Origin of the sequence: Streptomyces sp. NPDC048637 (genome assembly GCF_040650675.1) — a bacterium.
Taxonomy (GTDB): Bacteria; Actinomycetota; Actinomycetes; order Streptomycetales; family Streptomycetaceae; genus Streptomyces.
In genome coordinates this window covers 16,982-29,909 of the sequence record NZ_JBEZHQ010000012.1, presented here as the reverse complement: position 1 = coordinate 29,909, position 12,928 = coordinate 16,982, and the positions used below count along the sequence as shown (strand labels likewise).

At 73.1% G+C, this 12,928-nt stretch carries 11 protein-coding genes; 1 reads left to right on the top strand and 10 read right to left on the bottom strand.

Annotated elements, in window-relative coordinates; translation table 11 throughout:
* Window positions 1-42: 42 nt before the first annotated feature.
* The 8 genes from AB0C46_RS17630 to pdhA form a co-directional block, all read right to left on the bottom strand.
* Window positions 43-966 carry a hypothetical protein gene (locus AB0C46_RS17630; protein WP_362828691.1) on the bottom strand — a complete coding sequence of 308 codons (924 nt, stop codon included), beginning with the start codon at window positions 964-966 and terminating at the stop codon, window positions 43-45.
* A 152-nt stretch (window positions 967-1,118) separates the two neighbouring features.
* The gene (locus AB0C46_RS17625; RefSeq protein ID WP_362828690.1) at window positions 1,119-2,096 is read right to left on the bottom strand and encodes an NAD(P)H-quinone oxidoreductase; all 978 of its coding nucleotides are present in this window, start codon (window positions 2,094-2,096) and stop codon (window positions 1,119-1,121) included.
* Between the two features lie 93 nt (window positions 2,097-2,189).
* Window positions 2,190-3,329 (bottom strand): potassium channel family protein, encoded by a 1,140-nt coding sequence (locus AB0C46_RS17620; protein ID WP_362828689.1) that lies wholly within the window; start codon window positions 3,327-3,329, stop codon window positions 2,190-2,192.
* Window positions 3,326-4,984, bottom strand: a complete 1,659-nt coding sequence (locus AB0C46_RS17615; protein ID WP_362828688.1) for a molybdopterin molybdotransferase MoeA — start codon at window positions 4,982-4,984, stop codon at window positions 3,326-3,328. Before AB0C46_RS17615 ends, AB0C46_RS17620 begins: the two co-directional genes overlap by 4 nt.
* Window positions 4,981-5,901, bottom strand: a complete 921-nt coding sequence (locus tag AB0C46_RS17610) for an NTP transferase domain-containing protein (RefSeq protein ID WP_362828687.1) — start codon at window positions 5,899-5,901, stop codon at window positions 4,981-4,983. Before AB0C46_RS17610 ends, AB0C46_RS17615 begins: the two co-directional genes overlap by 4 nt.
* 126 nt (window positions 5,902-6,027) lie before the next feature.
* Complete coding sequence (locus AB0C46_RS17605; protein ID WP_362828686.1) at window positions 6,028-7,635, bottom strand: dihydrolipoamide acetyltransferase family protein; 1,608 nt, start codon at window positions 7,633-7,635, stop codon at window positions 6,028-6,030.
* Window positions 7,635-8,669, bottom strand: coding sequence for an alpha-ketoacid dehydrogenase subunit beta (locus tag AB0C46_RS17600; protein ID WP_362828685.1), 1,035 nt, complete (start codon window positions 8,667-8,669; stop codon window positions 7,635-7,637). Before AB0C46_RS17600 ends, AB0C46_RS17605 begins: the two co-directional genes overlap by 1 nt.
* Window positions 8,666-9,859 (bottom strand): pyruvate dehydrogenase (acetyl-transferring) E1 component subunit alpha, encoded by a 1,194-nt coding sequence (pdhA, locus tag AB0C46_RS17595; RefSeq protein WP_362828684.1) that lies wholly within the window; start codon window positions 9,857-9,859, stop codon window positions 8,666-8,668. The genes AB0C46_RS17600 and pdhA overlap by 4 nt, the downstream gene beginning before the upstream one ends.
* A 225-nt stretch (window positions 9,860-10,084) precedes the next feature.
* On the opposite strand from pdhA, the gene AB0C46_RS17590 reads away from it, so the two are divergent.
* Window positions 10,085-10,621 (top strand): Lrp/AsnC family transcriptional regulator, encoded by a 537-nt coding sequence (locus tag AB0C46_RS17590; RefSeq protein WP_362828683.1) that lies wholly within the window; start codon window positions 10,085-10,087, stop codon window positions 10,619-10,621.
* A gap of 124 nt (window positions 10,622-10,745) precedes the next feature.
* On the opposite strand, the gene AB0C46_RS17585 is transcribed toward AB0C46_RS17590, so the two are convergent.
* Complete coding sequence (locus AB0C46_RS17585; protein WP_362828682.1) at window positions 10,746-11,336, bottom strand: TetR/AcrR family transcriptional regulator; 591 nt, start codon at window positions 11,334-11,336, stop codon at window positions 10,746-10,748.
* A 2-nt stretch (window positions 11,337-11,338) separates the two neighbouring features.
* Entirely contained in the window at window positions 11,339-12,859 is a 1,521-nt protein-coding gene (locus AB0C46_RS17580; protein WP_362828681.1) for a 3-hydroxyacyl-CoA dehydrogenase, read from the bottom strand.
* Between the last annotated feature and the right edge of the window lie 69 nt (window positions 12,860-12,928).

Below are 12,928 nucleotides of genomic sequence, written 5' to 3'. Positions count from 1 at the left end.
AACAGCGGATTCTCGCCGTTTCACGTGAAACCACGGAAATCATCAGTTCCGGCGCAGCCGCAGGGCGAAGAAGGCCAGCCCCAGGCCGGTGAGAGCAAGGCCGGCACCCATCGGCAGAACCCGCTCGACCGGGGCCCCGGGGGTCTCCATGGCGTACGGGGTCGCCGTTGCCGCCGAGTCGTCGTCCGTGCTCCCCGGTGCGGAGCGGGACTCCTCCGGGGCGGGCGTCGGGAGTGGCGGCAATGCCTCGTAGGAGCGCCGGGTGAACCGGTCCGCGACATCGAAGCGGCGCGAAGGGGCGGGCCGTGGCGGGGTGGCCGCTGCCGCGGAGGATTCGGACGCCGAAGGCTTGCGGTGCTTCGGCTTCGGGGCACGCCGACCGGGCCGCGGGTGCGCACGGTCGGTGTCGGGCGAGCCCGTCGCGGCGGGGGGCCCGTGCCTGCCGGGCCTCGGGAGGTCGGATCGTCCGCCATCGGACCCCGGGACGGAGTACGGCGGGCCCGGTACGGAGAACGCAGGGCCGAACGGGTGACGCGGGTGGTGGTGCCACCGTCCGTGCCCGCGGAGCCCCCCGAAGTGGTGATGCGGCCGGTGCGGGAAGCCCGGAAGGCCGTACGGCAGGCCGGGGAAGCGGTCCGGCAGCTCCGGGACACGTGCCGGGGCCCCCGGGTGACCGGGGTGCCCGGCGCGCGCCCGGCCCGCTCCGTCCCCAGGCCCCTCGACCGGTGGCGGGCCGGCCGCAAAGTCGTCGGCGCCGTATCCGTCGAGACCGAAACCGTCGGCGCCGGCATCACCCGGGACGCCGTCGGGCGGATCGCCCGGGCGGGCCAGATGCGGGGGACGGTCGACCGGTGTGGCCCGCCGGTCGGCAGCCGCCGCGGAGGTGGCTCCTATCGGAACGGGCAGGACGACGGCAGCCACCAACAAGCCGGTGGCGATGCGCGAACGGAATCCTGGAGCGACCACAGTGCCCCTCCCGTGCCGAGCCGTCGAGTGACCTGTTCAGCGTCACATGTGATGAGATTCACGGCATCTTGGACATGTCGGCCGGGTTACCGGGCGATATGCGGGAGGGGCGGGCGCGGACGGCGCGGCTTACGGAGGGGGCGGCCGTCGGCTCAGACCGTCAGCACGACCTTGCCGACATGCGCACTCGCGTCCACGACCCGGTGCGCCTCGGCGGCGTCCGCCATCGGGAGCGTGCGGTCCACGATCGGCCGGACCTGACCGTTGGCGATCAGCGGCCAGACGTGTTCCCGTACCGCGGCGACGATGGCCGCCTTCTCGTTCAGCGGGCGGGCGCGCAGCCCGGCACCGGTGATCGCGGCGCGCTTGGCCATCAGGGCGGCGAGATTCAGCTCCGCCTTCACCCCGCCCTGCAGGCCGATGATCGCCAGCCGTCCGCTGACCGCCAGCGCCTTGACGTTCCGCTGCAGATACTTGGCGCCGATGATGTCGAGGATGACATCCGCGCCCGTGCCGTCGGTGGCCTTGCGGATCTCCTGGACGAAGTCCTGTTCGCGGTAGTCGATGAGGATGTCCGCGCCCAGCTCGGCGCAGCGGGCCAGCTTCTCGGGACCGCCCGCGGTCACCGCGACCCGTGCGCCGACGGCCTTGGCGAGCTGGATCGCCATCGTGCCGATGCCGCTGGCACCACCGTGGACCAGCAGCGTCTCACCGGGCCGCAGGTGCGCGATCATGAAGACGTTCGACCAGACCGTGCAGGTCACCTCGGGCAGCGCGGCGGCCGTGACCAGGTCCACGCCGGCCGGCACCGGCAGCACCTGTCCGGCCGGGACGGCGACCTTCTCCGCGTATCCGCCGCCCGCCAGCAGCGCACACACCTCGTCACCGACGGCCCAGCCGTGCACGCCGGGGCCGAGCGCGCTGATCCGCCCCGCGCACTCCAGACCCGGATAGGGGGAGGAGCCGGGCGGCGGGTCGTAGAAGCCCTGGCGCTGGAGCAGATCGGCGCGGTTCACGGCGCTGGCCGCGACCTCGATCAGGACCTCGCCCTCGGCGGGCTGCGGATCGGGGACGTCCGCCCAGACAAGTGCTTCGGGGCCACCGGGCTCCGGGATAGTGATCGCTCGCATGGCGCGAGGCTACTCGCCGTCCGCGCACGGGGCGAAGGTGCGGGCGCCGAAAACTACCGCCGGGTCGGCCGGTTGCCCCCGCACGACGTGCGGTTATTCATCCGCCCGGCGCATCGGGGCGACGCCGGTGCCGGGGAGGGTCGGCTTCGCGGGCTGCTTGCCGGAGTGGTCCACCGCCTCCGTCGGGGCCGCCCGCACAATGGTGATCAGACGGTCCGTGATCTGCAGCGGGCTGGCCTCCGGATCGTCGTAACCGAGGAGCCGGTGGCCACGCAGCACGGACACGACCAAGTCGTTGGTCTCCCGTACGGACTTGCCGACCTCCGCCTTCACCACCGTGCGTTCCACCAGGTCGAGGCCGCTGCCCTGCTGGATCAGATCTTCCATGACGGTGCCCGCGCTGGGGCTGTGGACGGAGAGCCCCAGCAGCCGGCCGGCCGCGCTGGCCGAAGTGATCACGGCATCGGCGCCGGACTGCCGCAGCAGCGGGGCGTTCTCCTCCTCCCGCACCGCCGCGACGATGTTCGCCCTCTTGTTGAGCTGACGGGCGGTCAACGAGACCAGCACGGCGGTGTCATCGCGCTGCGTGGCGATCACGACCTGGTGGGCGCGCTGAACCTCGGCCCGGAGGAGCACATCGCTGCGGGTCGCATCGCCGACCACCCCCGCGAACCCGTCGGCCACCGCCGCGTCGATCACTTTGCTGCTGGGGTCGACGATGACGACGCGGTCGCGGTTCAGGCCCGTCGCACACAGGGTCTGGGCGGCGGAACGGCCCTTCGTCCCGAAGCCGACGATGACGGTGTGGTCGCGCAAGGCGTTTCTCCAGCGTTTCAGTTGCCACTGCTCGCGGGTGCGCTCGGTCAGCACTTCCAGTGTGGTGCCGACCAGGATGATCAGGAACAGCACGCGGAGCGGCGTGATGAGCAGGATGTTCAGCAGCCGCGCACTGTCGCCGTACGGGACGATGTCGCCGTATCCCGTGGTCGAGAGCGTGACGGTCGCGTAGTAGAAGCAGTCGAGCAGGTCGACCCGGCCGTCGGCGTTGTCGTGGTACTCGTTGCGGTCGATCCAGACGATGAAGACCGTCGCGAGCAGGACGAACAGCGCCATCAGCAGCCGGCGGGCGACCTGCCGCAGCGGCGGCATGGGGGCGCGGCGCGGCAGCAGCACCCGGTGCGAACGCTCCTCGGGCACCTCACGCGCCGCGGCGTCCTGGGACGGGAGCTTCACGCACTGCCTCCGGTGGCTTCAGTGGGGTCGTACGGGCCCCCGGGGGCCGCCCAGCCGGGCGTCCATCCCCCCGACCAGCCCGCTGACCAGGGGAATTCCAGGATTTCGAGCTCGGTGCCGCGCTCCGCGCCACCGGGCGGGACGACGGCCAGCGCATCGGCGGAGGCGATCCCGCGCAGCATGGCCGGGCCGTGGAAGCGCAACGGTACCGCCATCAGGCCGTGCCGCTCGTCGTCGCGGTAGGCCACCGGAACGAGCCGGGTGTCGTGCGGATGCCCGGGGACCGCGGCGGCCAGCGGCGTGCGGTACGGCGCGGCGGGCCGGCGGGCGGCGAGCGTACGGAGCAGCGGTTCGGCGAGGGTGAGCAGGCCGGAGACGGCGGCGAGGGGGTTGCCCGGCAGGCCGACGAGATGCCGGCGCGGGGCCAGGCGGGCCAGCAGCATGGGGTGCCCGGGGCGTACCGCCACTCCGTCCACCAGCACCTCCGCGCCGAGCCGGCGCAGGGTGGGGTGCACATGGTCGACGGGGCCCGAGGCGGTACCGCCCGTAGTGATCACCACGTCGGCGGTGGACTCCACCAGGGCGGCGTACAAGGTGTCGGCGTCGTCGGCGAGACGGCGCGGCGGCGCCGCCTCGACGCCCAGCGCCTGCAGCCAGGGGGCGAGCATCGGGCCGAGGGCATCGCGGATCCGGCCCTCCTGCGGCAGCCCGTGGTCCAGCAGCTCATCGCCCAGGACGAACACTTCGGCCCGCGGCCGGCGGTAGGCGGTCAGCTCGTCGTAGCCGGCCGCCGCGGCCAGGCCGAGGACGGCGGGGGTCACCAGGGCGCCCGCGGGCAGCAGTTGGTCGCCGCGGCGGCACTCCTGGCCGCGCGGGCGGATGTCCTGGCCGGGCGGCGCGGGCCGTGGTGCGTACAGCCGTCGTCCGCCGTCGCTCAGCTCACGGACCTCGCCGTGCTCGCTGCGCAGTACGGCGGTGGCGCCGGACGGTACGCGCGCGCCGGTGGCGATCGGGATCGCATGGCCGTCGAGGAGCGCCTCGGTGGGGGCGTGACCGGCGAGGATGCCGGACGGGGGGCCCGCCTCGGGGGCGTCGGCGGGCTTTTCCAGGCGCCAGGGGCCGGGGCCGGAGACCGCCCAGCCGTCCATCGCCGAGGTGTCGAACGACGGCAGATCGGTGAGCGCGGTGAGGGGGGCGACGAGCGCACGGCCGAGCGCCTCGCCGAACGCCGAGGTCTCGGGCGCGGGCGGCCCGGGTACGGCGCGCTCGGCGCGCTCGCGGGCGGTGTGCCAGGGGACGGCGGCCGGGGTGGTGCGCGGGCCGGGGCCGGTGGGAGGTACGGGGCCAGCGGGGCCGGAGGGGCCGCTCCGGACAGCGGCGGGGTCGTCAGGGGAGAACGGGTCGTCCGGTGTGTAGGGGGCGTCGCCGCCGCTGTCGGTCGCCGAGGAGGTGGCGGCCGCGGCCCCGCCGGCGGTGTACGGCGCCGTTGCGGTCGTGGCCTCGGACCCGGCCCCGGGGCGTACCCGCGTCGGCGCCGTGCCGTTGGCCAGCGCGAGCGCATCGTCGAAGGGGTCGCCGCGCCCCTCGGCCGAGGGGCCGCCCCACGGCCCGCCCGCCACGCCGCCGGGCCTCCCGCCGCACTCCCCGTCGGTCATTCCGCGGGCTTCGCTTCGGCACCCGGGGCGCCGCCGGCGTCGGACGCGCCCCCGGCCTCGGCCGCCCAGCGATGGGCCAGCGCGGCGGCCACATCGGCCAGTTCCTTCACATCCCGGTCCTGGCGGCCCGCCGCATAACCGATCAGGAAGGTCGTCAGCGGCGCGGCGGGGCGGGCCACGCCATGTGCCGCGTCCCGCGCGAGATCGAGAAGCGCCACCGTGTCGACATCGAGCTCGATGCCCAGTTCGGCCTTGACTGCGGTGATCCATTCATCCAACACACTCCCATGCTCCCTGATACGGGCGCGTGCCACGCTGATGTCTTCCCAGGTGTCGCAGTCGAAGGAGGCCGTGGAGGTGGCGTCCGGAACCCGTTCGAGCACCAACTCGGCCAGCAGCGCACGCAGCGGCAGTCCGGCCGGACTGCCGTGTGCGGCCCGCAACCGCGCCAGTTCACGGCGCAGCGGCTCGGCCCGGTAGGCGGCCACCAGCGGCTGGTCCCGCCCCGAGGCGTCCCGGAGCATCGCCCCGTCACGAGGCGCGGAGCCCTCGCCCGGTCCGGCACCGCCTGCCGTTCGCGTCGCCGCCGCCAGGAGGCTCCGTACGGTCGCGGCCGTCAGGAACGGGAGGTCGGCGGAGAGGACGAGCACCGTAGGGGCGGTGGTGTGCCGCAGACCGGCGTCCAGTGCGGCGAGCGGGCCGCCGCCGGGCGGGTCCTCCAGGGCGTGGACGACGGCGCGGGTGGTCGGGCGGGCCGGGCCGACGACGACGGTGGTCGCCGCATCGGGGCAGGCGGCGAGCACCCGGTCCAGCAGCGGGCGGCCACCGACGGGCAGGGCGGGTTTGTCCGCCCCGCCGAGCCGCCGGGCCGCGCCGCCGGCCAGCACGATGGCGTCGTGGTCGGTGAGCTCGTTCACCCCTTGAGTATCGCCGGGGGCGCCGGAATCACACCGCTGCCGGAGCGGCAGCAGATGTCATCTCCACCACAGCGGGCGCAGCCGGGGCGGCTGCCCCGGCGTCGCCGCCACCCGCCGCACTCCCCGTCACAGCGTCCGGAGCAACAGCGCGGGCTGTTCCACACAGTCGGCCACGAACCGGAGGAAGCCGCCGGCGGTGCCACCGTCGCACACCCGGTGATCGAAGGTGAGCGAGAGCTGGACGACCTGCCGGACGGCCAACTCACCTTCGTGCACCCAGGGTTTGGCAGATATCCGGCCGACGCCGAGCATCGCCGCCTCCGGGTGGTTGATGATCGGCGTGGAGCCGTCGACGCCGAAGACGCCGTAGTTGTTGAGGGTGAAGGTGCCGTGGGTCAGCTCGGCCAGGGAGAGCCCGCCGGCCCTGGCGGTTTCGGTGAGCCGGACGATCTCGGCGGACAGCCCCTCGACCGTGCGGGCATGGGCGTCCCGTACGACCGGCACCACCAGGCCGCGGTCGGTCTGCGCCGCAAAGCCCAGATGGACGGCGGGCAGCCGGACGATCTCCTGGGCCTTGGTGTCGACGGTGGAGTTGAGCGCGGGGAACCGGGCGAGCGCGGCCGTACAGATCCGGGCCAGCAGGGCGAGCAGCGACACCTTGGGGGCGCCCGGCACATTCATCGCCTTACGGGCGGCGAGGAGTTCGGTGGCATCGGCCTCCACCCAGCAGGTCGCCTCCGGGATCTCCCGGCGGCTGCGGCTGAATTTCTCGGCGGCCGCACCGAGCATCCCCTTCAGCGGGATCCGCTCCTCACCCGCCATGGCACCGGCCCGGGCCGCGGATCCAACGGCCGTCACGGCCCCGGCTCCCGCCACGCCCGTCACACCGGCACCGGTCAGCTCACCGGCCCCGGCCGTGGGGGCTGCTCCGGCGGCACCGGCCGTCTCCCGCTCCCGCCGCGCCCGGAGCGCGCACTCGACGTCCGTACGGAGGATCAGCCCGTCCCGTCCGGACCCCGTCAACTCCCGCAGGTCCAGGCCGTTCTCCCGCGCCATCCGGCGCACCAGCGGCGAAATGACGGCCACCGTACGGCTGTCGTCCTCCACCGCACCGGCCCTGGCCGAACCGTCCGCCCTCGCCGGACCGTCCGCCCCGGAGGTCCCGGCTGCTCCGGTGACGCCGACCGCCCCAAGGGCCGTCGCCCCGGCGGCAACCGCCCCTGAACCGCCAGGCGCCCCCTCGGCCGCTCCGGCACCGGCCGAACCGTCCGCCACCCGGCCGGGCGGCCGTGGCACTCCCGCCACGGGGCCCGCTCCCGGCCCCGGCCGGATACGGCGCCGCCGTGCCGCCGCCGCACTCGTGCCGTACCCGACGAGCACATTCCCGGACCCGGAATCCGCCGCGCCGTCCGCGGGCGCCTCACCTTCCGCACCCGCCCCAAAGCCCGGACCCGTCCCGGGACCGTCCCCCGCCAGATCATCCGGCACGGCTCCCACGGCGACCGTCACCAGCGGGGCCCCCACCGGGACTTCGGCCCCCTCCTCGCCGAAGCGGGCGGTCACCACGCCCCCGTACGGGCACGGCACCTCCACCATCGCCTTGGCGGTCTCTACCTCCACCACCGGCTGGTCGATGGCCACCACCTCACCGACCTCGACGAGCCAGTGCACGATCGTCGCCTCGGTGAGGCCCTCCCCCAGGTCGGGCAGGGTGAATTCGCGGACCACGGCCATCACTCACCACGTCCCTCGGTCCAGTCCGACTCCCACTGGAGGCGGGCGACGGTGTCCAGAATCCGGTCCACGCCCGGAAGGTGGTGCCGCTCCAGCATCGGCGGCGGATAGGGGATGTCGAAGCCGGCGACGCGCAGCACCGGCGCTTCCAGGTGGTGGAAGCAGCGTTCGGTGATCCGGGCGGCGATCTCGCCGCCGGGGCCGCCGAACCCGTTGGACTCATGGACGACCACGGCCCGCCCGGTCCGCCGCACCGAGGCGCAGACCGTCTCGTCGTCGAACGGCATCAGGGACCGCAGATCGACCACTTCCAGGTCCCAGCCCTCGGCGCGGGCGGCCTCGGCGGCCTCCATGCAGACCGGGAGCGACGGACCGTAGGTGATCAGCGTGGCGCTGCTGCCGCGGCGCCGGATCGCGGCGCGGCCCAGGGGGGCGACCTCGGTGGGTGCATCGGGCGACCAGTCGGCCTTGGACCAGTACAGCCGCTTGGGTTCGAGGAAGACGACCGGGTCGTCGGAGGCGATCGCGGCACGCAGCAGTCCGTAGGCGTCCTCGACGGTCGCCGGGGTGACGACCTGGAGCCCCGGGGTGGCGAGGTAGTACGCCTCGGAGGAGTCGCTGTGGTGCTCGACCCCGCCGATCCCGCCTCCGTAGGGGACCCGGATGGTCAGCGGCATCGTCAGCGCGCCGCGGGTGCGGTTGCGCATCCGGGCGACATGGCTGATCAGCTGCTCGAACGCCGGGTAGGCGAACGCGTCGAACTGCATCTCGACGACCGGCCGCAGCCCGTACATCGCCATGCCGACGGCGGTGCCCAGGATGCCGGCCTCGGCGAGCGCGGTGTCCGTGCAGCGGTCCTCGCCGAATTCCTTGGCGAGGCCGTCGGTGACCCGGAAGACGCCGCCCAGGGCGCCGACGTCCTCGCCCATGACATGCACGGACGGGTCGTCGGCCATGGCGTCGTGCAGTGCGCGGGTCAGCGCCTGCGCCATGGTGGCGGGCTTGCGCGCGGTCGCCGGAGCGGTGGTCGTCATGGCCTGGCCTCCTCGGCGGACCCGTCGGTGCCCGCTGCGTCCTCGGTGTGTCCGGCGGCCTCGGCGTCCAGCTCGGCGCGCAACTGTGCGGCCTGTGCCCGCAGTTGGCTGGTCTGCTCGGCGAATACATGGGTGAACAGGTCCATCGGGTCCACCTCCGGGTCGGCGTTCATCCGCTCACGGAGATCGGCCGCCATTTGCTCGGCACCGTCCCGGGTGGCGCTGACGAAGGCGTCGGTCAGCAGATCGCGGGCGGCCAGCTCACGCTCCAGCAGGGCTATCGGGTCGTGTGCCTTCCAGGTCTCGACCTCGGCGTCACTGCGGTAGCGGGTGGCGTCGTCGGCGTTGGTGTGCGCCTCGATGCGGTAGGTGACGGCCTCGATCAGGGTGGGGCCGCCGCCCCTGCGGGCCCGCTCCACGGCCTCGCTGAGCACCTCGTGCATCGCGGGGGCGTCATTGCCGTCGACCAGGCGGCCCGGCATGCCGTATCCGACCGCCTTGTGGGCGAGGGACGGCGCGGCGGTCTGCTTGGCGAGCGGCACGGAGATCGCGAAGCCGTTGTTCTGGACGAGGAAGACGACCGGTGCCTGCCAGACCGCCGCGAAATTCAGCGCCTCGTGGAAGTCGCCCTCACTCGTGCCGCCGTCGCCGACCATGGCCAGCGCGACCACCTCGTCGCCCTTGAGGCGGGCGGCGTGCGCCAGGCCCACGGCATGCGGGAGCTGGGTGGCGAGCGGGGTGCACAGGGGGGCGATGCGGTGTTCGTGGGGGTCGTAGCCGTTGTGCCAGTCGCCGCGCAGCAGGGTCAGGGCCTGTACGGGGTCGAGGCCGCGGGCCACGGCGGCGAGGGTGTCGCGATAGCTGGGGAAGAGCCAGTCCCGGTCTTCCAGAGCCAGCGCCGCGGCGACCTCGCAGGCCTCCTGCCCGGTGGAGGACGGGTAGACCGCCAGGCGCCCCTGCCGGGTCAGGGCCGTGGCCTGGGCGTTGTACCGGCGGCCGCGGACCAGCTGGGTGTACAGCCGGGTCAGTAGTCCGGAGTCGAGCCTGGCCGCGGCGTCCGTACCCAAGAGGCGGTACGGCTCCGCGTCGGGCAGGAGGGGCGCGGGGTCGACGCGCGGCTGCCAGGCGGGCGGCGGGCCGGCCAGGCTGCTCTTGTTCCTGCTGCTGCCGGGCTGCTCAAGGACCGTCATGTCGAGCACCTCCTCGGATCGAAGGGGGTGGCGCGAGGCGCCTCATAGGGGTGGTGGGCGGACGGCGGGTGGGCAGGATGGAATCGGCCAGGGCGGGTACGCCCTGCCCTACCGATTGTTCGGTCGCTGATGCATTTTGGCTACAGGCGGGCTCAGCCTGTGGACAAACGGTTCTCCACAGCTTGAGATGAAGCCAGGGCGTCCACAAAGGGGAGGCGGGACCATATGCCGGACGAACAGATGGCCAATTCCGGTGGGCAACCTGCAACAGCAGCCGGCCCGCCGCCGACGGCATCCCCGCCCGCGCCGGCCGCGCGCCCGCTGGACACCATCGACCGCTCGATCCTGCGCATGCTGCAGACCGACGGCAGGGCCTCGATACGCTCCGTGGCAGAGCGGGTGCATGTCTCGCGCGCCAATGCCTACGCCCGGATCAACCGGCTGATCGACGACGGTGTGATCCGCGGCTTCAGCGCCCTTATCGACCAGGAACGGGCAGGTCAGGGTGCCTCCGCCTACATCACGCTGAAGATCGTGCAGAATTCCTGGCGGACCGTGCGCAAGCAGCTCACGGCCCTGCCGGGCGCCACACATATCGCACTGGTCAGCGGCGATTTCGATGTGCTGCTGCTGGTCCACACCAAGGACAACCGCGAGCTGCGCGAGCTGGTCCTCACCCGTATCCAGTCGATACCGGAAGTACTGAGCACCCGCACCCTGCTGGTCTTCGAGGAGACCGACCTCGGCCCCGAAGAGGAATGACCGGCCCGGCCGCCGCTGGAGTGAGCCCTCGCCGGGCACGGGCCCTCGCCGGGCACGGGCCCCTCGGAAAATGCCGGAACCCCGCTCCCGGACCATGGTTCTCAGGGGCCGGCGAGGGCGCGGATCATTGCTTGCGCAGCCCCGCGAACGCCGTACGCACCACGGCCTCGGCGACCTCGTCACGGCTCACCGCGCCACCGCGCCCCGGCCGGTACCACTCCACAATCGAGTTGATCATGCCGAAGAGCAGCCGGGTGGCCAGCCGGATGTCCACGTCGTCCCGTAGGTCGCCGTCGGCGGCGGCCTGCTTGAGCAGGTCGGACACCTCGTGGTCGAACTCCCGGCGGCGCTCCATGGCCCACCGCTCGGTGTCCGTGTTTCCGCGCACCCGCAACAGCAGCGTCACATAGGGCAATTCGTCCATCAGCACCTCGGCCACCCGCCGGGTGACATGCTCCAGCCGCTCGATCGCCCGTCCCTGGCGGGCGCCCGGTTCCTCCAGCACGCCGAACAGCCCGTCCAGCGCCCGGCTTATGGCGCGGTGCAGCAGCTCTTCCTTGCTGCGCACATGGTGGTAGATCGAGGACTTCGAGATACCGGCCGCCTTGGAGAGGTGCTCCATGGACGTGCCGTCGTAGCCGCGCTCGATGAACACCTCGACGGCGACCGCGAGCAGCGAATCGGGCGTATAGGTGTCTCGCTTGGCCATGGTCATGATTAGAGCACCCATTCCTCGAGGTCTGCACGGCGCCGCAGCGCCCAGGACGGTGCGTACCGTCCGCCGGCGTTCTGGTGGTGCATCGAGTCCAGCAGATCCCGCACCCAATGGGCTCCGAGCCGCTCGACCCACTCCATGGGGCCGCCGGGGTAGTTCACGCCGAGCCGCATGGCCGTGTCGATGTCCTCAGGGGTCGCGACTCCGCGGGCCGCGGCGTCCACGGCGAAGTCGATGATCATCGCGATCGTCCGGGCGACGATCATTCCCGGCACGTCCTCGACCACGCTGACCTGCTTGCCCAGCGCCTGGAACAGCCCGACAGCCTCCGCGAGGTCCTCCTCGGAGACCGCCGCCGAGGCCGCCAGGGCGATCCGGGTCGCGGCACGGTAGTCCAGGGACAGGTCGAAGCGGATGCAGTTCCCATGGACCGGGGTCGTGGCCGGACTGTCGTTGGTCAGCGCCAGACAGGCCCCGCCGGGAAGCCGGATGAAGCCCTCCGGCACCCCCGGCGTGCGGTCGCGGGTGACCTTGATGCCGGCCTCCTCGATGAGCTCGCGCAGCAGCACCGCGGGGCCGGGCAGCTTCCCGTGCAGACCGACGGACACGGGTGCCGGGCAGGGCTCCGCGGTCCGCGGTTCCGGCCGGCGGGCGCCCTCGGAGTAATCGAACCATCCCCGCCCCGCCTTACGGCCGTGCAGCCCGGACTCGACCAGCCGGCGCTGCGCCAGGGAGGGGGTGAACTTCGGGTCCTGGAAGAAGGCCTGCCACACGGAGTGGGTGACCGCCTCGTTCACGTCCTGCCCGATGAGGTCGGTCAGCTCGAAGGGCCCCATCTTGAATCCGGCGCCGTCCCGCAGCACCGCATCGATGGTGGCGGGGTCGGCGACCCGTTCCTCGTAGGCCCGCAGGGCTTCGGAGTAGAAGGGGCGGGCGATGCGGTTGACGATGAAACCGGGGGTGTCGGCGCAGCGCACCGGCTGTTTCCCCCAGGCCGCGGCGGTGTCGTACGCCGTGGTGGCGGACGCCTCGTCGGTGGCGAAGCCGCTGATCACCTCGACCAGGGGGAGCAGCGGCGCGGGGTTGAAGAAGTGCAGGCCCACGCAGCGGCCGGGGTGGCGCAGCCGGCCCGCGACCGCGGTCACCGACAGCGAGGAGGTGTTGGTGGCCAGCAGGCAGTCCGCCGCCACGATGTCCTCCAGGGCGGTGAACAGCTCCTGCTTGGCGGGAAGTTGCTCCAGGATCGCCTCGATGACCAGCGCGGCGTCGGCCAGCTCCGCGAGGGCGGTGGCGGGGGAGAGGCGCGCGCGGGCGTCGTCCCGCCCGTCCGCCGAGATCCGGCCTTTTTCAACGAGCCGGTCCAGCCGCCGCCCGATCTCCTCGGCGGCCTGCCCGGCGCGCCCGGGGGCGGTGTCATAGAGGCGTACGCGATGGCCGGCGACGAGCGCCACCTGCGCGATGCCCTGTCCCATGGTGCCGGTGCCCACCACTGCCACGGTGCTGCTGGTCCCGATTGCCGTCATGCCTGCTGATCCTCCCCGACCGACTTTTCCACAGGCTGGCCGGGCCCTCTTGCCCCGACCGATCGTTCG